Raw genomic sequence first — 22,433 nt, forward strand, 5'->3', positions numbered from 1 at the left:
CCAGGTGGACGGTGGCACTATCCCCACCGTTTAGGCAATGCCAGTAAGTCGACCCGGCTGGGGAACGCGTCTTTAGTCGGCAAGGCCGCTACGGAATGAGTACCGCGCGGCCGGTGATGCGCCCAGCTTCGAGATCGTCGAAGGCTCGTTGAAAGTCACTGAGCGGGTATTCGTTTATTTCAACACCAAGCTTGCCCTGCTGGGCGAGCGCGATAACTTGCTGCTGGTCGGAACGTGTTCCACCGTACGACATCTGCACATCCATGCCCCAGGGCATCGATTGGCCGATACCGACCGAAAAGGTGAATTCACCGCCACCGAGGCCGACGAAACGCAGCGCACCGCCGGGAGCGATAACAGCCCTGGCGAGGTCAACGGTTGGCTGAATTCCCACGAAGTCGAATACCGCGTCGGCGCCATACTGGTCGGTCTCGTCAAGAATGCGCTGGGCTGCACTGCCATCGCTCTTCAGTACGAGGTCAGCGCCGAGCCCTTTCGCGAGTTCAAGCTTGGAGTCATCGCTGTCGAGCGCAATAATGCGCACGCCGCTGGTAGCTTTCAGAATCTGCAGTCCGAGGTGACCGAGGCCACCAACACCGATGACAACCGCGGTTGAGCCGGGGGTGAGACGCGCGCGTGCGGTGTTGATGGCGTGCATCGGGGTCACACCGGCATCCGCAAGCGGGGCCGCTTTGACGGGATCGAGGCCACCGATCTTATCGACGTGGCGTGCCTTCACGACCAGGTATTCCGCCATCGCACCGTCGGGGCCGATGCCAGGCGTAGTGGGGAATTGGAGTCGACTTCCATTTACCTGGCATTCATTGTCGCGCCCCTGAATGCAGGCGCGGCAGTGGCCACAGGACCAGATAACACTGACGAGTACAGCGTCGCCCTTGGCGTAGCCTTCGACGGCAGATCCAACTTCCTCCACCCAGCCGGCACCCTCATGACCGACGGTGTTGCCAAAGAATGGCCAATCGTCGCCTGCGTGCAGAAGATGGAGGTCGGAGTGGCATAGCCCAGCGCCGGCGACTTTCATCAGAATGTCTTCAGGCCCGAACTCAGGCAGCGCAACGTCTTGGAGTTCCATCTTTCCGGAGCTTACGAGCTTCAGTGCTTGCATTTGCTAAATCCTCTCAAGGTCGAGGCTGAGGTGTGCAGCCTCTCTTTCACCCTACGCTTATCTGACACTTGTCAGATAAGTGCTGTCGGATAAAATTCACACATGGACGCCCGTACTCGTCGCTCGCGCAACGCACTTGTTGCCACCGCCTACGCGCTGGCCGAGCAGCGAGACATCGGCGAAATCACTGTCACCGACATCACGAAAGCGTCGGGCATCAGCAGAGACACGTTCTACCGTCACGCGAGCGATCCGGTTGATCTGATCGCGACGGCCTTGCACACCGAGTTGGCAGATGCCCTTGGACAGTTCGGTGATCTTCTGAACTCAGCAACGGCCCACTCCGAGCCGAGGCCTCTGAGTTCAGATAACCACGTTTTTGCGGGACCCACTCGCATCTTTCTGACCCACGTGCGCACACACGCAACGCTGTATCGGATGGCAGCAAGCGGAAGCCTCAGTGGTCGCCTCCGATCCGTACTCATTGAACCGGTGCGGGAAATGCTCGCGGTCCACCTCCGTCGCCATCCCGAAATCATTCCCGTCGATCTCGCTCCACTCTCTGCGTCAGCCTTTGAAATGGCGGTCGCTTACGCGGCCGGCGGAACCGTGGCTGCAGCCGAAGCGTGGCTCACCTCCGGTGGTCTTGACGACCTCGACGGCGCGGTAGATATCGTGCTCGCGGTGAGCCCGCAGTGGTGGGATTCATGGGATTGATATCACAGGAGCCACCCTCTCGTCCAACACTCCACGATAGGGTTTCTAGCGTGCCGAGTGCACAAAACGTCGGCTTGGCTCTAGCCGGTCGGCTGCTACCCGAGCAGCGCCCGATCGTCGAGGGACGCGCCCTTGATCTTCGCGAACTCGGCGAGGAGGTCTGGCACAGTCATCACGGCCTTGCGCTCGGCATCGACGTCGAGAATGATCTGGCCCTCGTGCATCATGATGAGCCGGTTGCCGAGGCGCAGAGCCTGTTCCATGTTGTGCGTGACCATGAGGGTGGTCAGGTGGTGCTTGTCGACGATGCTCTTGGTGAGCGTCGTGACCAGTTCCGCCCGCTGCGGGTCGAGGGCGGCAGTGTGCTCGTCGAGCAGCAGAATGCGCGGCTGGGTGAAGCTTGCCATGAGCAGCGACAGGGCCTGGCGCTGGCCGCCGGAGAGCAGCCCGACCCGGGCCTTGAGCCGGTTTTCGAGGCCGAGTTCGAGCGAGAGTAGTTCCGAGCGAAAAAAGGCGCGGCGCTTGTGCGTGACGCCCCAGGACAGTCCGCGCCGCTGGCCGCGGCGCAGCGCGAGTGCGAGGTTCTGCTCGATGCTCAGGTCGGGCGCTGTGCCGGCCATCGGGTCTTGGAACACGCGGCCGACGTAGGCGGCGCGCGCGTAGTCGGGCATCCGCTTGACGGAACTGCCGTCGATTGACACGTCGCCGGAATCGATGGGCAACTTGCCACTGATCATGTTGAGCAGGGTGGATTTGCCGGCGCCGTTGCTGCCGATGACGGTGACGAAATCGCCGGTGTTTAGATGCAGCGACACGTCGTTGAGGGCGACGCGTTCGTTGACCGTGCCGGGAAAGAAGGTCTTGGTGATGTTCTGGATGAGCAGCATGAAACTCCTAGTTGGCTTTGACGGCGGCAGCGGAACGCATGTGGCGCAGCGATGGCACGCGTTTCAAGAAGCCCCAGCGCGGCAGCAGCAGCGCGGCGACGACGAGCAGCGCCGAGATGAGCTTCATGTCGTTGGGGTTGAGGCCGGCACCGAGGGCGAAGAAGATCACTAGACGGTAGATAACGGCGCCGCCGATGACGGCGAGCGAGGCGAGAAAGATGGTGCGACGCCCGAAGACGGCCTGGCCGACAATGACCGAGGCGAGTCCGACCAGAATGAGGCCAATGCCCATGCTGACGTCGGCGAAGCCCTGATACTGCGCAATCAGCGCGCCGCAGAGGGCAACGAGTCCGTTAGAGATCGCGAGCGTGAGAATCGTCGTGCGGTGGGTGTTCACGCCGAGGCTGCGGATCATTTGTTCGTTGTTGCCGGTCGCCTGAATGGACAGGCCGAGGTCGGTGCTGAGAAACCAGTCGATGGCGAACTTGATGACGAGGGCTGCGACGGCGAAGATCAGGATGCTCCACACCCCGCCGAGCAGACCGGCGTCACGCAGCGGGGTCATCATGGTGTCCTCGCGGAGCAGCGGCAGGTTCGATTTGCCCATGATGCGGAGATTGATCGACCAGAGGGCGATCATGGTGAGGATGCCAGCGAGCAGGCCGTCGATGCGGCCTTTGGTGTACAGCACGCCGGTGACCAGGCCAGCCACAGCTCCCGACGCCGCCCCGGCGAGGGTGGCGAGGGGAGCTGGCACGCCGTTGATGATGAGTGATGCGGCCACCGCGGCTCCGGTCGTGAAACTTCCATCGACCGTGAGATCGGGAAAGTTGAGGATTCGAAACGTCAGGTAGACACCCAACGCCATGATTCCGTAGAGCAGGCCGAGTTCGAGAGCCGCGTTCATCTGGTCAGTCCCTCTATTCGATGATTCGGTCGGCTTTGGCGATGAGTTCCTCGGTGAGGGTCACTCCCATGCGCTTCGCAGCGGCCGGGTTGAGGATGAACTCGATCGTGTCGAGGGTCTCGACCGGCATCTCGGCGGGGTCTTCGCCGTCTTCCAGGATGCGGATGGCCATCTGGCCGGTTTGGTAGCCGAGGTCGGTGTAGCTGATGCCGTAGGTGGCGATGGCGCCGCGCTCGACCTGGCCGTTTTCGGCACCGAACAGCGGAATCTGGTTCGCCTCGGAGTACTGGATGACGGCTTCCAGGCCCTCGGTGACACGGTTGTCGGTGGGAATGTAGATAGCGTCGACGTCGCCGAGCGACACGGTGGCCTGGGCGACCTCGCTCGAGTTGGTGACGGTGGCTTCCGTGATGGTCAGGCCGAGGTCGTCGGCCGCTTCCTTGGCGAGTTCGACCTGTACGTCGGAGTTGACCTCACCCGAGCTGTAGATGATGCCGACCGACTTCGCATCCGGCAGAATCTCCTGAATCAGTTCGAGCTGTTCCTTGACCGGGTTGAGGTCGCTGGTGCCGGTGATGTTGCTACCCGGCGTCTCCCAGCTCTCGACCAGTCCGGCTTCCTCTGGCTCGGTGACCGCGGTGAACAAGACCGGAATGTCGATGATGGTTTGGGCCGCGGCCTGCGCGGTTGGTGTGGCGATGGCGAGTACGAGGTCGACCTTGTCGGCGACGAACTTGGCCGCAATGGTGCTCGCAGTGGCCTGCTCGCCCTGCGCGTTCTGCTCGTCGAAGGCAATGTCGGTGCCCTCGACGTAGCCGGCATCGGCAAAAGCCTTCTTAAAGCCTTCACGGGCGTCGTCGAGCGCCTGGTGCTGCACGATCTGGCTGATGCCGATCGTGATCATCTCGTCTGAAGTGGATGCTGCCGGCTCGGTGGGTGCGCAGCCGCTCAGCGCAAGGGCGCCCGCGGTGACCAGGGTGAGGGCTGACAATGATTTCGTGTGCTTCATGCTGGAAAATTCTCCTTTAAATGTTGGTAACAGAGCTGTTAGACGGCGGTCGGTTCGAGGGCTGCTGCCGCTGCGGCCAGGAATCGGTTGTTCTGCTCGGCCGTGCCGATGGTCACGCGTAATCCCTCGCCGGGAAAAGCCCGGGCCAGGATGCCGTCCCGAATGAACACGGCGTTTACCCGGTCGGTGTCGACATCGGTGCGCAGCCAGACGAAGTTTCCCTGCGAGTCGGCGACGCGCCATCCGCTCGCCCGCAGTGCAGCAAGCACCCGGGTGCGTTCGATGACGATCTCATCAATGCGCAGGGTGAGCTCGGCCTCGGCGTCGAGGGAGGCGAGAGCTGCGCGCTGGGCGAGCGCGGTGACGCCAAATGGCAGGGCCACCCGACGCAGGTTGGTGGCGACGGCGGTGGGTGCGACCGCGTAGCCGATTCGCAGCCCCGCCAGGCCGTAAGCCTTGGAGAAGGTGTGCAGCACGGCCACGTTGGGGTAGCGGTGAAAGAAGTCGATGCCAACAGCCGAGGAGGGATCGCGGTTGAAGTGCACGTAGGCCTCATCGATGACGACGAGAACGGTGGCTGGCACCCGCGCCAGAAAGGCATGCAATTCGTCGGTGGTGACGAAGGCACCGGTCGGGTTGTTCGGGTTGCAAACCAAAATGAGTCGGGTTTTCGCGGTGATCGCGCTGGCCATGGCATCCAGGTCGTGGCGTTCATCGGCAGTGAGGGCGATCGGAACGGGCGTTGCACCGGCGACCTGAATGAGAATGGGGTAGGCCTCGAACGAGCGCCAGGCGAAGATGACCTCGTCGCCGGCCCCGGCGCTCGCGTGAATGATCTGCGACAGCACCTCGACCGAGCCAGCGCCAAAGGCCACGTTTGAGGCGTCAACATCAAACCGGGCGGCAATGCGGTCGGTGACCTCGGCGACGGCCATGCTCGGGTACAACTGAATGTCCCCCAGAGTGGATGCGATGGCGTCGATCACCGAGGCGAGCGGCGGAAATGGATTCTCGTTCGAGGACAGCTTGAATGCTCCCGAATCGCCCGCTGCAGCGCCCTGCTTGTAGGCGGGCAGCCAGCTCATGGCTTCGCGTTGTTGCACCATAACTACAGAACCTCACTCTTAACCGGCGTGCCAGACATGCTCGGCGAGTAAAGCGTCGGCAATGACGGGTCTGATTCAGAGCGTAGTGATCCCGCAGAAGTTTGACAATTCGATCAATCAACACGTCACAAACTGCATTATCTGACCGGTGTGTTGCGCGCTTTGCCAAACAAATTGCTCAGTTTTCGCCGACTCACCGGCTTTGCCCGGTGGCCAGCTATCGGGTACTAAACTTGAGTCTGCAAGGCTCAACTTTAGAGGAGACAGCTCATGCAGGCCGGTCAGCAACCACCGCAGAACGACGCCAAGACGGCCCTCGAGCTCTACGGGGTGAACCTCACCGACATTGCTCGCAGCGGCAAGCTCGACCCGGTGATCGGGCGTGACGCCGAAATTCGCCGGATCAGCCAGGTGCTTACCCGGCGAACCAAGAACAATCCGGTGCTGATCGGCGAACCCGGGGTCGGAAAGACCGCTGTCGTCGAGGGTCTCGCCCAGCGCATCGTGGCTGGCGACGTGGCCGACTCGCTCAAAGACAAACAATTGGTCTCGCTCGACCTGGCCGCACTTGTGGCTGGAGCCAAGTATCGCGGCGAGTTCGAGGAGAGGCTGAAGGCCGTACTCAAGCAGATCAACGACGCCGACGGCCAGATCATCACCTTCGTGGACGAACTGCACACCCTGATGGGTGCTGGCGGCGGCGAAGGCTCCGTCGCGGCGTCAAACATGCTCAAGCCCATGCTCGCCCGCGGTGAACTGCGCCTGATCGGAGCCACGACTCTGAACGAGTACCGCGAATTCATTGAAAAGGATGCCGCGCTCGAGCGCCGCTTTCAGCCGGTGCTCGTCGACGAGCCATCGGTCGAAGACACCGTCGCTATTCTGCGCGGCCTCAAGGAACGCTACGAAGCCCACCATAAGGTGACGATTGCCGATTCTGCCCTCGTGGCCGCGGCATCCCTCTCGAATCGGTATATCACCGCGCGGCAGCTGCCGGATAAGGCGATTGACCTCATCGACGAAGCCGCGAGCCGGCTGCGAATGGAAATTGACTCCTCACCGGTAGAGATCGACGAGCTGCGGCGCAGCGTCGACCGGCTCAAGCTCGAAGAGCTTGCGTTAAAGAAGGAGAAGGACGACGCTTCGAAGGCGCGGTTGGTGAAACTGCGCAGCGATCTGGTGGAGCGCCAGGCCAATCTCGCGGAACTGCAGGCGCGCTGGGACCAGGAACGTGCCTCGCTCAACCGGGTCGGCGAGCTGCGCGAACGGCTCGATACCGCCCGTATCGAGTCCGACCGGGCTCAGCGCGAGGGCGACCTAGAGAAGGCATCGCGGCTGCTCTACGGTGACATTCCGATCATGGAGCGGGCGCTCGCCGACGCCGAAAAAGAGGAATCCGTTGGCCCGCGCATGGTCAACGATCAGGTAGCGAGCGAGGATATCGCCGCCGTTGTCGCTGCCTGGACTGGCATTCCGGTGGGACGCCTATTGCAGGGCGAAACCGAGAAGCTGCTCAACCTCGAAAATGAGCTCGGCCACCGTCTGATCGGCCAGAAGCGCGCCGTGCGCGCGGTCGCCGATGCCGTGCGTCGTTCGCGCGCTGGAATCTCCGACCCCGACCGGCCGACCGGATCGTTTCTGTTTCTCGGGCCGACCGGCGTTGGCAAGACCGAGCTGGCCAAGGCGCTCGCCGAGTTTCTGTTCGACGATGAAAAAGCCATGGTGCGCATCGACATGAGCGAGTACGGCGAGAAGTTTTCGGTCAGCCGCCTGGTCGGGGCGCCTCCGGGCTACGTCGGCTATGAGCAGGGCGGGCAGTTGACCGAGGCCGTGCGGCGTCGTCCATACTCGGTGATTTTGTTTGACGAGGTCGAGAAGGCGCACCCCGAGATCTTCGACGTGCTGTTGCAGGTGCTCGACGACGGCCGGCTCACCGACGGCCAGGGCCGCACCGTGGATTTTCGCAACGCCATCCTGGTGCTCACGTCCAACCTCGGTTCGCAGTTCCTGGTCGACCAGAGCCTCACGGTGGCGCAGAAGGAAGAGGCCGTGCAGCTGCTCGTGCGGCAGTCCTTCAAGCCCGAGTTTGTCAACCGACTCGACGATATCGTGGTGTTCTCCTCGCTCACCACCGATGAGCTCGGAGAGATCGTCGAGCTCGACGTCGACCGTCTGCAGAGGCGTCTGGCCGAGCGGCGGCTCGAGCTTGCCGTGACACCGGATGCCCGCCGATGGCTGGCCGAGCGCGGTTACGATCCGATCTACGGCGCGCGTCCACTGCGGCGCCTAATGCAGCGCGAAATCGACGACCGCCTCGCACGGGCGGTGCTCTCGGGGGACATTCGTGACGGAGACACGGTGCTGGTGGCGCTCGCCGAAGGCGGTGACGCACTCACCGTGGCATCCGCCCCCGCCCTGCGCGACGTTCCCCTCGAGGAGGATCTGCTCTAGACCATTTACTCGCTCTCGCGGAAAATATGCACCCCGAAAGGGGGTATATTCTGGATCGTCGGGTTAGGGTTATGGAATGCTTGCTACCGTAATTTACGGCGAACGGGATGTTCGCCTTGAAGAAGTTCCTAACCCTGTACTCTCGACCGGTGGCGACGCTATCGTTCGCGTGGTCGCGGCCTGCGTTTGCGGGTCTGACCTGTGGCCCTACCGCGGCGTGAGTGCCACCAAGGAGCCGCACCGCATCGGCCACGAATTCGTCGGCATCGTCGAAGAAATCGGCCCCGACGTTTCCACCATCAAGGTGGGAGACTTCGTCATCGCCCCGTTCTACGACTGCGACAACACCTGTGTCAACTGCCGCAACGGCGTGAGTTTTTCCTGCCTTCACGTCGTTCCGTGGGGCGCGAACGACGACATGGGCGGCTTCGCTGACGGCGCCCAGGGCGAGCGAGTGCGCGTTCCTCACGCCGATGGTTCGCTCGTGGCTACGCCAGAAATGCCCGACGACAGCCAGATTCCGGGACTGTTGACCCTTTCCGACGTCTTAGGCACCGGGCACCACGCGGCCGTGTCGGCCGGCGTCACCGCCGGAAGCACCGTTGTTGTCGTCGGCGACGGAGCCGTCGGGCTCTGCGCCATCCTTGCGAGCAAGCGCCTCGGCGCGAGCCGCATCGTCGCCATGTCCCGTCACGCCGACCGCCAGGCCGTGGCCCGTGAATTCGGTGCGACGGACATCATCGAAGAGCGCGGCGATGCGGGTGTTGCAGCCGTGCAAGCAATGTTTGACGGAATCGGCGCTGACTTTGTGCTCGAGTGCGTCGGTACCAAGGAATCCATGGATCAGGCCATCCGGTCGACCAGGCCTGGTGGAATGGTCGGCTACGTCGGCGTGCCCAACGGTGGCGCCGAGCTGCCCATTCGCTCGCTGTTCGGACGCAACGTCGGCGTGAACGGCGGGGTTGCATCCGTTCGCGGCTATATCGAGGAGTTGCTGCCCGAGGTACTCTCTGGTCAGATCAACCCCGGCCGCGTCTTCGACCTTGAGCTCCCCCTCGCCGAGGTAGCCGAGGCCTACGCCGCCATGGATGAACGCCGAGCCATCAAGGTGCTCCTGCGCCCGTGATCCTCCCGCGAGAGCGCAAAAAGTGCGCGATTGGCTCGTTCAATCGGGCACTTTTTGCGCTCTCGACGACCTAGTCGTTCGTGAGGAGCAGGTCACTGAGGGGCTTGCGGGTTCGCGGGGCGACTTCGCGCTTGCGCAGCTCTGGGGTGAGATCTTCCGGCCTGCCGAGCACTCCGAGCGCGGTGACCGAGACGACGGTGTGGTCGTCGGTGAGGTTGAACGCTCCGGCGATCGCGGCGGCGTCGAATCCACCCATCTGGTGCGTGTGCAATCCCTCATGCTGGGCCTGAATGGACAGGTGAGCAACGGCCTGGCCGAGGTCGTAACGCGCCCACGGGTTTTCGCGGGTCTCATCGATCGACAGCTTGGCAACGTTTGCGATGAGAACGGATGCCGTATCGGCCCAGACTTGGTTGAACCCCATGAGGGCATCGTGGATCGTGGCGAAACTCGCCGAACCGCGCCGGGCCACAATGAACCGGGCGGGCTGCATGTTGCTCGCCGACGGGGCCCAGCGCGCGGCTTCGAGCACGGTGGTGAGGGTGGCTTCGTCGATGACGGCGGTCTTGTCGTAGGCGCGGGGACTCCAACGCTCGGCCAGAATATTTATCAGCGGCGACTCGGTGTCTGCGAGGCGGCTGGCGTCAGCTGTGAGGTTCACGGGCGAATCCTTTGATTGAAGAATGTAGGCGGGGCTGCGTTGGCCCACGATCTTTAACGATGTAGCTGGAACACTATTTCGCAGAGTGCATTGTTCGCCGTGCCGGGCTACTGGCCCTGCAACCGATTGCGTACCTCGCGGCGCAGCACCTTGCCCAGGAGGCTGCGCGGCAGGTCGTCGACCTCCACGATTCGCTTGGGCACCTTGTAGGCCGACAACCGGGTGCGGCAGTACTCGCGCACCGCCGCCACATCGAGTTCGACACCGGGGGTCAGCACGACCACGGCCACAATGTCTTCGCCACCACTCGCGCTCGGCAGGCCGACCGCCGCGGCATCAACAATGTCGGGGTGCGAGAGCATGGCCGCTTCAACCTCGGACGGCGACACGTTGAAACCGCCGGTAATGATGAGTTCCTTCATGCGGTCGACGACGGTGATGAACCCGTCGGCCGAGACCCGCACAATGTCGCCGGTACGCAGCCAGCCGCCCGGCAACAGCACCTCGGCGCTTTCGCTCGGGCGGTCCCAATAGCCAGAGAACACCTGCGGGCCGCGCACGAGCAGCTCACCCTCCTCGTCGAAACCGCGCTCGATCGTGGGGTCTTCCGGGTCGACCACGCGAATGTCGGTACTCGGAAATGGCACACCGACCGTTCCGGGGCGTCGGCTCGCACCGATCGGATTTCCGGCCACGATCGGTGAGGCCTCGGTCATTCCGTAGCCCTCGACCAGCAGCCCACCGGTCGCTTCTTCCCAGCGTTCCACGATCGAGACCGGCAGGTTCATGGCACCAGAAATAGCAAAGCGGATGCCGGCCAGGCTCACCTTTTTCTTCGCCGCGGCCGTGACCAGGCGGTCGTAAATAGGCGGAACGGCCGGCAAGAAAGTGGGCGGTGCGTGCTTGGTGGCGTCGAGTACGAGCTTTTCGTCGAACTTGGGAAACAGCACTAAACGGGCACCAATGCTCATGGCGAAGGTGAGGCACAGGGTGAGTCCGTAGGCGTGAAACATGGGGAGAACGCCATAGACGGTTTCTTCGCCGGGGCGAAGGCCCGCTACCCAGGCGGCGCCCTGGGCGGCGTTAGCGCGCAGGTTGGAGTGGCTCAAAATGGCCCCCTTGGGAGCACCGGTCGTTCCGCTGGTGTACTGCAGCACCGCGGTGTCGGTGAGTTGCGGTCGCTGATGCGAGGGGTGCAGCTTGCGGGCGCCAACGATGGATTGCCAGCTGATCGCGCCGCTTCCTGGTCCCGCGGTGAGGGAGGCACGAGCATCCCTGGCCTTCTTGATCGGCAGCGTGAGAGCCAAGCGTTTGGCGAACGGCATGGCGCGGGTGAGATCGACGGTGACGACATCCGTTACGCCCATGTCTTTGGGAAAAGCACGCACGGCGTCGTAGACCTTGTCCCAGACGATCGCGACGTGGGCGCCGTGGTCTTCAAACTGGTGGCGCAGCTCCCGGGCGGTGTAGAGCGGATTGTGCTCGACCACGATCGCACCCAGGCGCAGCACCGCGTAAAACGCGACGACGTGCTGCGGGCAGTTCGGCAGCACGATGGCCACCCGGTCGCCCGGGGTGACGCCGAGTTTGCGCAGCCCGTTCGCGGCCCGCACGATCTGCTCGCCGAGCTCGCCATAGGTGGTGGTGGAGCCGAAGAAGTCGAGCGCTATGTTCGGCGCGAAGGTCTTCGCCGAGGCCTCCATCATGTCGGTCAGGGTTTGGGTGGTCTCGTCGATCGTGCCGGGAACGCCGGGCGCGTACGAGGCGAGCCAGGGCTGATCTGTGAAGGTCACGACAATTCCCGGGTGATTGCGGCCACGAACTGATCGATGTCGTTTTCGGTCGTGTCGAATCCGCACATCCAGCGCACCTCGTTTTTGGTGGCGTCCCAGTCGTAGAAGCGGAACGATTCGCGCAGCCGGTCGGCGACTCCGGCGGGCAGCGTGGCGAAGATGGCGTTGGCCTGGGTAGCCTGGCTGAAGGCCAGCCCGGTGATCGTTCCCGTGATGAGCTCACTCTCGAGTGCGCCGCGTAGCCGGGCGGCCATCGCGTTGGCGTGGCTCGCGTTTCGCAGCCACAGGTCGCCGCCCAACAGCGCAATCAGCTGCGCCGAGATGAAACGCATCTTGCTGGCGAGTTGCATATTCGACTTGCGCAAAAACTTCAGACCAGTGGATGCCGCCGGGTTCAGCACCACGATGCACTCGCCGAGCATCATGCCGTTCTTGGTGCCACCAAAGCTCAGCACGTCAACGCCGGCGTCGCGAGTGAAGGCGCGAAGCGGCACTTTGAGGCTCGCGGCCGCGTTGGAGATGCGGGCACCGTCCATGTGCAGGGTCATTCCCTTGGAATGGACGTGATCGGCGATGGCGCGTACCTCGTCAACCGTGTAGGCGGTGCCGAGCTCTGTGGTCTGGGTGATCGACACGACGAGCGGTTGCGCGCGGTGCTCATCTCCCCAGCCCCAGGCTTCCTGGTCGATCAGTTCGGGGGTGAGTTTGCCATCGGGGGTAACTACCGGCAGCAATTTGAAGCCGCCGACGTGCTCGGGGGCACCGCCCTCATCGTTATGAATGTGTGCGGTAGCGGCGCAGATCACGGCGCCCCAGCGCGGCAACATTGACTGAAGCCCGGTGACGTTGGCGCCGGTGCCATTGAATACGGGAAAAGCTTCAACGCCGTCGCCGAACTGTTCAACGAAGACTTGCTGCAGCCGTGCCGTGTAGACGTCTTCGCCGTAGGCGATTTGGTGAGCGCCATTTGCCTGGGTTATCGCCTCCAGTATCTCCGGATGAATTCCGGAGTAATTGTCGGAGGCGAAACCGCGGGTGCTGAGATCATGGAGTTGGGTCACTCGACTATCCTCCCGCATTCGGCTGGCCGTCTGCGCAATCGACCTACCGGTGCAGGGCGTCCCGCAGCGAGACGCGGGCGCCCATGCGCAGCAGCGCATTGGAGTAAATGCGCGACCCGATCACAATCATCACCATCGTCGATAGGGCGAGCACGATCAGGGAGAGCACAGGTTCCCACCACTCGGCCTGTCCCAGGAAGATGCGCACCGGCATCCCGACCGGTGCTGAGAACGGCACATACGACATGATCGCCAGCACGAGTGGGTTGTCGTTGAAAAAGACCACCATGAAATAGGGAATCATCACGAGAAACAACACCGGCGAGGTCGCCGAGCCTACGTCTTCCTGCCGGGACACCATCGATGCCGTGGCCGCGTAGAGCGCGGCGAGCAGCACGAATCCAGAGGCGAAGAACACCGCGAACCACACGATCGCCGGGCCGACATCGGCCAGCAGCACGCGTTGCCCGGTGGCCGCCAGGCCGATTGACACCAGCAGGCTAATCGACACGATTTGCGCGAACGCCATCAGGCTGTTGCCGAGTACCTTGCCGGCGAGCAGGGCGCGCACCGAAATGGTCGACAAAAGAATTTCAACGATGCGGGTCTGCTTCTCTTCGACGACGCTCTGCGCGATCGTGGCACCAAAGGTAGTCGCCGACATGAGAAAGATGATGCCGAACCCGATCGCGACGAGGTAGGCGAGAAAACCGTCTTGCTCGGCCGGGTTGAGAATTTTCAGGTCGGGTCTCACACTGAGCGCGCCGAGAACCTCGCTCGGCGGTGAATCCAGGGCGATCACGGTGAGGCCGAGCAGGGAGTCGGCGTCGGTCGACGGCACGACGGCCGCATCGACCGTGCCATCACGCACGAGAGCCTCGGCGCCTTCGACAGTGCCGGATTCGACGATGTCGAAGACTTGGGTTTGTTCGACGACGCTGATGGCCGTGCCGACCACGGCGACCTTGGTCAGGCTCTCGTTCTGGCTCATGATGCTGCCGACGACAACGGATGACATCGAGATGAGCAGCAGAATTCCGGTCGCGATCAGAAACGACTTGCTGCGCAGTCGCGCCCCAATCTCGCGGTTGGAGACCAGCCACACACTCTGCGCGAAGGTGGGCGCGGTGTGCACCGGGCGGATGGTGGTGCTCACGCGATGACCTCTTTGAAGATTGCGGCGAGGGTGGGTCGCTGCTGGCTGAATGTGTATACCGCCCCGAGCGCGACTGCACGGTGCAGAACCGCTTGGCTGGCGGCATCCGTTTCGCTTTCGAAGACGGCGAAGTCGCCGTCGAAGTCGATCACGGTGATGCCGGGTACGTCGCGGATCCAGCCGGTGTCGCCCGCGGTGCGAATCTCAAATCGGGGGCTGCTGTGCTGCTCTTGCAAGGCTTCGCGGGAGCCGTTGGCACGAATCTTACCGTCGGCGATAATAACAAGGTCGTCGCAGAGCCGCTCGACGATGTCGAGCTGGTGTGAGGAAAACAGCACGGGCGTGCCCTGCGCGGCGTAACCGGCGAGTACGCTCATCACGACCTCCACGGCGATCGGGTCGAGGCCGGAGAACGGTTCGTCGAGCACGAGAAACTCGGGGTCATGCACGAGCGCGGCGGCGATTTGGGCGCGTTGCTGGTTGCCGAGTGAGAGTGACTCGACGGTATCGCCGGCGCGTGCGGTGAGGCCGAGGCGCTCGAGCAGATCATCGGCGTTGTGGCGAGCGGATGCCGGTGACAGCCCATGCAGGCGGGCCAGATACACCAGTTGCTTGGCGACCTTCATCTTGGGATAGAGGCCGCGTTCCTCTGGCATGTAGCCGAACCGGCGGCGGTCGCTCGCGGTGACCGGCACGCCGTCGATCCGCACGTTGCCAAAATTGGGCGTGAGCACGCCGAGAATGATGCGCATCGTCGTGGTCTTGCCGGCGCCGTTTGCACCGACGAAGCCGGTCATCCGGCCGTCTCCAACGGTGAAACTCACGTCGGTGAGTACCTGCCGGGTTCCGTAGCTCTTGGTGACTCCCCGAATGTCGAGCATGCCCGCCCTTTCGTTGTGCGTGCCTCCACGGTAGCGTGAGCACACAAAGAGGGGGCGCAGCCGGTTGGCCGCGCCCCCTCAGAATGTGCTGGTTAGACGAGCGTACGGCGGTGACGCACGACGACGAGCGCGGCACCGAGCAGAAGCAGTAGCGCGGCAGAACCGAGCGGAACGATGGTCTCGACGCCGGTCGCAGCGAGGGTCTTGCTGAGGCTGAACGCAACGGCTTGCACGGCGCCCGAGGACTGCCCCGAGATGACGAGCGTGTGCGTTCCGGCGGCAAGTGAGCTGAGCATGGCGGGGCTCAGAACGACCTGCACCTTGCCGTTGACGACCGGGAAGGTGCCGACCAGGGTCGGGGTGGAGTACGCGTAAACGTCGACGAAGCCGTCGGCGCCGGCCCAGTCCACGGTGGCCGTGTAGGGCTTGGTTACGTCGAGGCCGGTGGCGGGCAGTCCAGCGGATGCTGCCGTGCCGATTTCGACGCGGGCAGCGGTGAGGAAAGCGGCCAACTCGGCCGAGGTAGAGACTGGTGCGGTAGCTGCGGTAGCTGCGGTGGCTGCGGGAGCCTGGGTTGCGGGCGCGGTGGCGACCGGGGTGATGGGGGGCACGATGCCGGTGAATGCATAGGCGACTGACGGCTCGAAGTTGGCGACGGTGGCTTCGATGGAAACGTAAATCTGCAGGCCTACTCGATCAGCAGGCACCGTGAACGTTGTGTCTGTTGCGCCTTCAATTCCGTCTCCGATCTCGCCATTGCTCCATCCCCAGTAGTACGAAAGTACTGCTCCCTCAGGCCAGTCGTCACCCGGCGTGGCCGTGAGTGCGCTGCCGACGACTGCGGAGCCGGAAATGGAAACAGTGCCCGAGGGGAAGGCTGGCCGAAGGATACGACCGGACCGGGGCGAGGTGACCTCCTGTGAACCAGACAGGGTTCCAGTCACCGTGACCTCGATATTGTCGTAGCGCTGGGCGTCGGTCAGCGTGAATGAATCCGTGGTTGCACCCGCGATGTCAGCACCACCCCACGCATAGTGCCACTGATACGTGAAGGTCGTCCCTGCGGCCCACTCACCTTTATCCACCCTCAGGGTGTTCCCAATGATCGGGTCGCCGACAATGGTGACGGGTCCAGCCTGGGAGTTGGCGCGGACAAGCAAGACCTGGTTTGTGGCTTTACTCGTGGACCTAGTTGTACCGTCGTAGACGTGGACCCGAATGTACGAGCCGATATCGTCATTCGTGACCGTATAAGACTTATCGGTGGCGTTCGTAATTTCGACGCCGTCAGACGACCAGTCGGCAGGAACACGCAGCCAAATGTATCCGAGATCCGAGGTGTCACCCCAGGTGGCCAGATCGACCTCGGCGGTTAGCGTCTCTCCGACGATGACGTCGGACGCGTGAAAGGGGCGCGTGGAGTCTGTGTCGACGGCCTGCGCGGGCGCGGCGAACAGCGTGCCGAATGCGAGTACGGCCGCGATGGTCAGGGCCACGGCAGACCCGCGAAATCGAAAACGTGCAGAGGTCATTGGTGCCAATCCTGATGTCACAGCGTGAGGAGCACGCTGGTGGCGAAACCGCCGATTGAAAAAAGTCGACTGAAAGTGGGGGTTCTACCCGATCGCTGAATCACGTATTGGTCTACAAAAATTTGTGCTGCTGCAAGGCCCCCGGCTCTCAGACTAGGGCAGAGTCTTTGCGCCGCACGACGTTCGGGCGAACTGGGGGGCAACAGGGTTCTTCTCACGTAGTTCGTTAGGTCGAGGGGGTGTCCGATGCCAGACTGACCCGACTGCCATTAGCGGATGCCGTCTCCTCGTCCCACAGCCCCGTCACGCGAGTCGCCAGCTCGGCTTCGAGCCCGTCGAGCGAACGCACGATGAAAATCGCAGCCGCGGCGGTGTCGCCGGCTTTCGCGAATCCCGCACCGACCGCGCGTATCCACGTTTCGGCCGCGGACTTCGCGGCCGCGTAGTTCGCGCCGCCAGCGGACGGCCGGTCTACCGAGACGCTTGAGACGATCGCGAGGCGCCCGGCAGCCGAAGCCAGCAGGTCGGCGTTGAACGCCCGAGTGGTGTTGCGCAGCGTGGTGACCACGTGCGAGTGCAGAAAGTCCCAGTCCTCGTCGGTCTGCCCGGCGAGACCGCCGCCGCCGCGCCAGCCGCCCACCAGGTGAATCAAACCGTCGATGGGGGAGATCTGAGCGGCCAGCGCCGTGACGGCGGCGAAATTCGTCAGGTCGCACTCATGCAGCGCTGCCTCGGGCGCGACCGCGAGCACCGACTGGAGGCGTGCGAGATTGGATCCGACGGCGATGACTCGCGCGCCGGCATCCGCTAGTGACGACGCCACAGCCAGACCGGCCGTGCTGGTCGCGCCGGCGATGAGCACGGTGCGGCCAGCGACGGCCTTGAGCTCGGTCATCAGTCGACCGCGCTGCCGGTGATGCCTGCGGTGGACTCGATGACCGTGCGCATCTTCTTCTCGAGCGCTTCGAAGAACATCGACAGCGGGAATTCATCGTCGAGGACCTGGTCGGTGTAGCCCTTGGGTGCTCCAGCGAGCAGCTCGAGCGGCAACCCGCGGGCCCAGGTCGAGGCCGGATTCGGCGTGAGGGTCTTCGAGATCATCGCGTAGGCCGCGAGCCAGTGCGCCTTCTTCGGCCGGTCAATCGACGCCCAGTAGAGCTCGTCGATCTGCGCTCCGAGCGCGATGACCACCTCGGGCACGGCGTCCCAATCGAAGGTGAGCCGGGTGTCGGTCCAGTGCAGCACACCGTGCTGGTGCATCCAGGCAAACAGCAGCTGACCGCCGAGACCGTCATAGTTGCGCACCCGGTTGCCGGTGATCGCGAACCGAAAGATGCGGTCGAAGATGACCGCGTACTGCACCAGTTTCGCGTGCTGGCGGGCCTCGGGGCTCGCCAGCTCACTGTGCTCGATCGTGACCGATTCGCGAAAAGCGGTCAGGTCGCAGCGCAACTCCTCGAGCGAATAGAGAAAGAACGGCATGCGCTGCTTGATCATGAACGGGTCAAACGGCAGATCCCCGCGCATGTGCGTGCGGTCGTGGATGAGGTCCCACATCACGAAGGTTTCTTCGGTGAGGTGCTGGTCGTCCAGCAGTAAGGCCGCATCGGCTGGCAGCTCGAGCCGGGTGATCTCGGCGGCCGCGCGCACGACGCGGCGAAAACGGGCGGCTTCGCGGTCGGCGAAGATCGCCCCCCAGGTGAACGTGGGAATCTCGCGCATCGCGACCGTCTCGGGAAACAACACGGCCGAGTTGGTGTCGTAGCCGGGGGTGAAATCCAGAAAACGAATCGGAACGAACAGCTTGTTTGTATAGCCGGCCTCGAGTTCGCCGATGAATTCCGGCCAGATCACCTCGATCAGCACGGCTTCGACCAGGCGATTGGCGCTGCCGTTTTGCGTGTACATCGGAAAGACCACGAGGTGGCGCAGCCCATTCACCCGGTGCTGCTGCGGCTGGAAAGCCAGCAGAGAGTCGTAGAAGTCGGGTACGCCGAATCCGTCGGCCGCCCAGCGGTCGAAGTCCACGATGAGGGCCGCCAGATACGCGGCGTCGTGCGCAAAGTGCGGCGTGAGGTCGGTGACGGCTGCAGTGATGCGCGCAACGGATGCCGCGGCATCCGCGTGCTGGTTGACGTCGGTAATCGACCCGTTCTGCGACTGCATAGCCTGCAGCGAGGTCGCCGCTGCCTTGAGCCTGAGCCAGGAGGGGTGCTGCGCGAGGCCGTCTTCGAGAACCTCGGGCTCTCCGACCAAAGCGTTAGCTACGTGTGTTTTTTCAACAGATATCGACATGGGAACCTCCGATTCGAATGAGTGTCGCGGTTGCGGCGGGCGTGCTATTTCAGCGTATCGGGCGATGCCCGGCGTTTTCTTGCGATTTTTTGCAATAAATCATCGCTCGTGGGGTGTAGTGGCGCGCGAATTCACCGCGGCCGGTCGCATTTCGAGCCGGGACACAGCGACGGTATTCGATGGTGACCAGCAATCGGGGCAACGGGTCACTTTTCATGCGTGCAGCGAATCGCCCCAGCAAGTTTTCTACAAGGCCGTCAGGGCATTCTTCGTTATGTCCCCATATCGATGCACCACTCTGGAGTGATTATGACCACGCGTAGGGAAGTACTGCAGTTGGGCGCAGTGGGGGCAGTCGGCGCGATGAGCGCCCTTGGCATGGCGAAGATGGCGGACCCGGTTCCGAGCGTGCTGGCGCCTGCGAACACGCCCGTCCCTTATCGGGGTGTATTCCGTCGCCCGCCTGAGCTGGTGCCGTACGCCACGGGCTTCGATGACGGTGACCCGGCTCGGCCATTCGCCAAATTCGCCCTCACCGCGAAGGTCGGACAGGCCCAGATCCTTCCGGGGCTCTCCACCACGCTGGCAGGATACAACGGTGTTTTTCCCGGTCCGACCATTCGGGTGCGGCAGGGAACCCGATCCGAGATACGCATCCGCAACGCTTTGCCGGCTACGGGGCTCCTGCACGCGTCGGCGTTCAACTCCGTCACCCACCTGCACGGCTCAGCGTCGTTGCCCCAGTACGACGGGTATGCCAACGACTTCACTGCTCCGGGCAAAGTCAAGAACTACCAGTACCCCAACTGGCAGTCCGCGCGCACACTGTGGTACCACGACCACGACCACCTGGTCACGAGCCAGAACGTGCATTCAGGGCTCGCAGGTTTCTACCCGATGTCGGACCAGTTCGAGCAGGCGTAGCTGCCTCAGGGCGAGTTCGACGTGCCGCTGATGATTTCGGACGCAACGTTCAATGCCGACGGCTCTTTGGGATTCAACGACAACGGCCACGCGGGTCTGTGGGGTGACGTGATCATGGTTAATGGGGTTCCGTGGCCGACGATGAAGGTCAAGCCGCGCATCTATCGCTTCCGCGTGCTCGTGGCCTCGATCACGCGCTCCTATCGACCCACCCTGTCCACCGGTGACCCGTTCTACATCGTCGGCACTGACGGCGGAATGACGCCCAAGGTGGAGGCGGTGCAGTCTTGGCGGCAGGGCACGGCGGAGCGCTACGAGATCCTGATCGACTTTCGCAAGTACAAGGTCGGCCAGATGATCGAGATGCGCAACCTGAGTAACAAGAACAACGTCAACTACGCCAACACGAACAAGATCATGCGGTTCCAGGTGGTGGCCGACTCAGGTTCCATGGCCGGATCGATCTCCGCCATCCCGACCACTCTCGACGACGGCGGCTCGCCGAATCCCGAGCTCGGCGGCCTCGACGTGATGAAGCTGACCCCGGACATGGCGGTGGCGAAGCGGATACTTCGGGTGAAGCGCCAGAACGGAGAGTGGACCATCAACGATGAGACCTGGGAAGACGTGGAAGCCTCCGGATTCTCCCGGTGCTTCGCCAACACTCAGCCATACTCCGTTGAGCAGTGGACCATCACAAACGAGTCGGGAGGTTGGTTCCATCCGCTACACATTCACCTGATCGACGGCAAGATCATCGACCGAAACACCAACGGTGGCAAGCCGTTCCCTTGGGAGGGTGGGCCGAAAGACGTCTTCTATGCGGGAGAGAATGAATCCGTCACCGTGCTGATGCAGTTCAACACCGGTGCCCACAATGGTGGGCGGTACATGGTGCACTGCCACAACCTGGTGCACGAAGATCACGACATGATGGTGCAGTTCTCGGTGGGCGACTCGCAAAACAACGACCCGGTCAGCTCGGACTATCCGGTCGTGGACACGACCCCGATGAATTCGTATCCGCCGGTGTACCGGCCGGGGCTTGCCGCGGGAACCTGAGATGACCAACGCCACCAGAATTGTCACGGCGGTACTCATCGCGTTCGCACTGAGCGGATGCACCGCCGTGGCTACGCCCCTTACCGGCACTCCGGTCGCGACCGGATTGATCGGCTCCGCTGAGAGGGGTACCGATGCGGGCAACGACCGACCTATCGTGACCTACGACGGGCTGATGGTTCGACGTCGAGTAGTGATCGCAATCCACTCGACTCCCGACGCCGATGTGACCGCGCTCCGCGCGGTGCTGGACACAGCGGCCAACCAGAGCCAGCTAAACCTGTCCGATATCTCCCCCGACGTGCTCGACCCCGCCTCGCTCGAGCACTTCGTGCCGGAGCTGATCGTGGCGCTGCCGGCGGGGGGTACCGTTGCCGAAGCTGGGGAACTGGTCAATCGTGCCTACTTCCAAGACCCAGCGGTTTCCGGGGTGGACCATTACCACGTCGACGAGGTGCTGGTGCACGATCTCCGGTTCGCGGTTCGAACGACCAGCCCTGTCGCACTGGAGGAGTCCATCGCCAGGGAAGGCATCTTGTCGGACGCGCTCGGCAACTACTCCACCACTTTCCGCACGGGTGAGTTCGACGTCACCTACACCGGCCCGCTGCTGAGCGATGAGCTGATACATTCGGTTCAAAACGGCATGGCGCGCGCGGCGCACACTAAGCCGGAAGCAGTCACCGTTTCCTCCCGCTCGACTGCCGGGGTTGGCGTGGACATGGCAAACGAGCCGGCACCCTCGCCCGGAGCCACCGAAGCTCCTTCGGGTCATAGCCACGATGACGCGTCCGATGACGCGCACGACACGGCGCACGATCCAGCGCACGACGTCAGCGACGCTCCGGATGACAGCGACGCTCCGGATGACAGCGGCGGAGGACAGTAAGGCAGCAACTCCGACCCCGATGCCGGTGGTAACAGCGGCTGCTCCGAATTTGGCAACAGAAACAGAAACGGAAGCAACGATGGCCAGCGCCGAGATGCGTCAGAGCGGGCTATCGACTCAGACGAGTCGGTGGCCCGCTCTGCGTTCTGTCTTGAGGAGCCTGTCCTGCGCTGGGTCCGCAGGTCTCCCACCGAGACAATCATCTTCTTGTCTGGGCAGACCATTGTGAACGCTCGCGCGCGGATGGCCGCTCGTCTGCTCAGGCACCGGTGAGCACAACCCCGCCGGTGACGTGCACCGGAATCTTTTCCAGTGGCGAGGGCGCGGGGCCATCGAGTACCTCACCGGTGGCCGTGTCGAAGCGTGACTGATGGCACGGGCAATCGAATCCACCGTTCCCGAGTTTGACGACACAGCCCTGGTGCGTGCAAATAGCGCTGAAGGCAATGACGCTGCCTTCGTTCGGCTGGGAAACCAGAATCGGTTTCCCGTCCAGGGTGGCTGAGATGGAGCCGCCGACCGGGATGTCGGCAAGTTTGGCGACCTCTTGGGGCACACTCCCGTCTGGGGTCGTCGCCGTCTGGCCGCCAGCATCCACTCCGGCGGATGCGTCGGTCGAGCAACCGGCAAGCGCAGCAGCGGTACCCGCGCTTCCGATCAAAAGAAGGGCGCGGCGGGAGAGATCGGTGGCCGGTGTCATGGTCGTCCTCGAATTCGGCATAGTGATGAGATGAACAATGCTCGATAGAGCAACAAAATGGATCATATTACCGGTAGCGGCAGTATCACTCGGAGATGCCCCGATACGGCTTGGTCCTGCTCCTGGGTGGAGGAGCGGGACCAAACCGTA

20 protein-coding genes are annotated in these 22,433 nt (G+C 63.1%); 6 read left to right on the plus strand and 14 right to left on the minus strand.

The window, feature by feature from the left end:
- Positions 1-88: 88 nt before the first annotated feature.
- Complete coding sequence (locus tag CXY75_RS14185; protein ID WP_104083458.1) at positions 89-1,126, minus strand: NAD(P)-dependent alcohol dehydrogenase; 1,038 nt, start codon at positions 1,124-1,126, stop codon at positions 89-91.
- Between the two features lie 102 nt (positions 1,127-1,228).
- Here CXY75_RS14185 and CXY75_RS14190 point away from each other — a divergent pair, with 102 nt between their 5' ends.
- A complete protein-coding gene (locus tag CXY75_RS14190; protein ID WP_104083459.1) occupies positions 1,229-1,843 on the plus strand; it encodes a TetR/AcrR family transcriptional regulator in 615 nt (204 codons plus the stop codon).
- A gap of 95 nt (positions 1,844-1,938) precedes the next feature.
- On the opposite strand, the gene CXY75_RS14195 is transcribed toward CXY75_RS14190, so the two are convergent.
- From CXY75_RS14195 to hisC, 4 genes are read right to left on the minus strand one after another with little or no spacing between them, the layout of a single operon-like run.
- The gene (locus tag CXY75_RS14195; protein ID WP_104083460.1) at positions 1,939-2,730 is read right to left on the minus strand and encodes an ABC transporter ATP-binding protein; all 792 of its coding nucleotides are present in this window, start codon (positions 2,728-2,730) and stop codon (positions 1,939-1,941) included.
- A 7-nt stretch (positions 2,731-2,737) separates the two neighbouring features.
- Positions 2,738-3,637 carry an ABC transporter permease gene (locus tag CXY75_RS14200; RefSeq protein WP_104083461.1) on the minus strand — a complete coding sequence of 300 codons (900 nt, stop codon included), beginning with the start codon at positions 3,635-3,637 and terminating at the stop codon, positions 2,738-2,740.
- A gap of 13 nt (positions 3,638-3,650) precedes the next feature.
- Entirely contained in the window at positions 3,651-4,646 is a 996-nt protein-coding gene (locus CXY75_RS14205; protein ID WP_104083462.1) for an ABC transporter substrate-binding protein, read from the minus strand.
- Between the two features lie 38 nt (positions 4,647-4,684).
- Entirely contained in the window at positions 4,685-5,752 is a 1,068-nt protein-coding gene (hisC, locus tag CXY75_RS14210; protein WP_104083463.1) for a histidinol-phosphate transaminase, read from the minus strand.
- 270 nt (positions 5,753-6,022) lie between these two features.
- Between hisC and CXY75_RS14215 the strand changes: the two genes are divergently transcribed.
- Positions 6,023-8,203 (plus strand): ATP-dependent Clp protease ATP-binding subunit, encoded by a 2,181-nt coding sequence (locus CXY75_RS14215; RefSeq protein ID WP_104083464.1) that lies wholly within the window; start codon positions 6,023-6,025, stop codon positions 8,201-8,203.
- Positions 8,204-8,279: 76 nt separating this feature from the next.
- Positions 8,280-9,329 (plus strand): zinc-dependent alcohol dehydrogenase family protein, encoded by a 1,050-nt coding sequence (locus CXY75_RS14220; protein WP_104083465.1) that lies wholly within the window; start codon positions 8,280-8,282, stop codon positions 9,327-9,329.
- 70 nt (positions 9,330-9,399) lie between these two features.
- Here CXY75_RS14220 and CXY75_RS14225 read toward each other — a convergent pair whose 3' ends face one another.
- From CXY75_RS14225 to CXY75_RS14260, 8 genes are all read right to left on the minus strand, one after another.
- Complete coding sequence (locus CXY75_RS14225; protein ID WP_104083466.1) at positions 9,400-9,990, minus strand: nitroreductase family protein; 591 nt, start codon at positions 9,988-9,990, stop codon at positions 9,400-9,402.
- 107 nt (positions 9,991-10,097) lie between these two features.
- Positions 10,098-11,783: a long-chain-fatty-acid--CoA ligase gene (locus CXY75_RS14230; protein ID WP_233201924.1), complete on the minus strand. Its 1,686-nt coding sequence runs from the start codon at positions 11,781-11,783 to the stop codon at positions 10,098-10,100.
- On the minus strand, positions 11,780-12,862 hold the full coding sequence (locus CXY75_RS14235) for a low specificity L-threonine aldolase (protein WP_104083467.1): 1,083 nt from the start codon (positions 12,860-12,862) through the stop codon (positions 11,780-11,782). Before CXY75_RS14235 ends, CXY75_RS14230 begins: the two co-directional genes overlap by 4 nt.
- Before the next feature lie 25 nt (positions 12,863-12,887).
- Positions 12,888-14,000: an ABC transporter permease gene (locus tag CXY75_RS14240; RefSeq protein ID WP_104083468.1), complete on the minus strand. Its 1,113-nt coding sequence runs from the start codon at positions 13,998-14,000 to the stop codon at positions 12,888-12,890.
- The gene (locus tag CXY75_RS14245; protein WP_104083469.1) at positions 13,997-14,881 is read right to left on the minus strand and encodes an ABC transporter ATP-binding protein; all 885 of its coding nucleotides are present in this window, start codon (positions 14,879-14,881) and stop codon (positions 13,997-13,999) included. The genes CXY75_RS14240 and CXY75_RS14245 overlap by 4 nt, the downstream gene beginning before the upstream one ends.
- A gap of 92 nt (positions 14,882-14,973) precedes the next feature.
- The gene (locus CXY75_RS14250; RefSeq protein WP_104083470.1) at positions 14,974-16,413 is read right to left on the minus strand and encodes a hypothetical protein; all 1,440 of its coding nucleotides are present in this window, start codon (positions 16,411-16,413) and stop codon (positions 14,974-14,976) included.
- A 226-nt stretch (positions 16,414-16,639) separates the two neighbouring features.
- The gene (locus tag CXY75_RS14255; protein ID WP_104083471.1) at positions 16,640-17,308 is read right to left on the minus strand and encodes an SDR family NAD(P)-dependent oxidoreductase; all 669 of its coding nucleotides are present in this window, start codon (positions 17,306-17,308) and stop codon (positions 16,640-16,642) included.
- Entirely contained in the window at positions 17,308-18,708 is a 1,401-nt protein-coding gene (locus CXY75_RS14260) for a DUF6421 family protein (RefSeq protein WP_104083472.1), read from the minus strand. Before CXY75_RS14260 ends, CXY75_RS14255 begins: the two co-directional genes overlap by 1 nt.
- Positions 18,709-19,017: 309 nt before the next feature.
- On the opposite strand from CXY75_RS14260, the gene CXY75_RS21080 reads away from it, so the two are divergent.
- Genes CXY75_RS21080 through CXY75_RS14270 form a run of 3 tightly spaced genes read left to right on the plus strand, consistent with a single transcriptional unit; the run spans position 19,018 to position 21,583 of the window.
- Positions 19,018-19,632: a multicopper oxidase domain-containing protein gene (locus tag CXY75_RS21080; protein ID WP_369826729.1), complete on the plus strand. Its 615-nt coding sequence runs from the start codon at positions 19,018-19,020 to the stop codon at positions 19,630-19,632.
- 30 nt (positions 19,633-19,662) lie between these two features.
- Entirely contained in the window at positions 19,663-20,694 is a 1,032-nt protein-coding gene (locus tag CXY75_RS21085) for a multicopper oxidase family protein (protein ID WP_369826730.1), read from the plus strand.
- A gap of 1 nt (position 20,695) precedes the next feature.
- Entirely contained in the window at positions 20,696-21,583 is an 888-nt protein-coding gene (locus tag CXY75_RS14270; RefSeq protein ID WP_104083473.1) for a hypothetical protein, read from the plus strand.
- Between the two features lie 259 nt (positions 21,584-21,842).
- Here the strand turns inward: CXY75_RS14270 and CXY75_RS14275 are convergent, their stop codons facing one another.
- Complete coding sequence (locus CXY75_RS14275; RefSeq protein ID WP_104083474.1) at positions 21,843-22,283, minus strand: ubiquinol-cytochrome c reductase iron-sulfur subunit; 441 nt, start codon at positions 22,281-22,283, stop codon at positions 21,843-21,845.
- Between the last annotated feature and the right edge of the window lie 150 nt (positions 22,284-22,433).

Source organism: Cryobacterium sp. Y11, from assembly GCF_002929535.1.
Taxonomy (GTDB): Bacteria; Actinomycetota; Actinomycetes; order Actinomycetales; family Microbacteriaceae; genus Cryobacterium.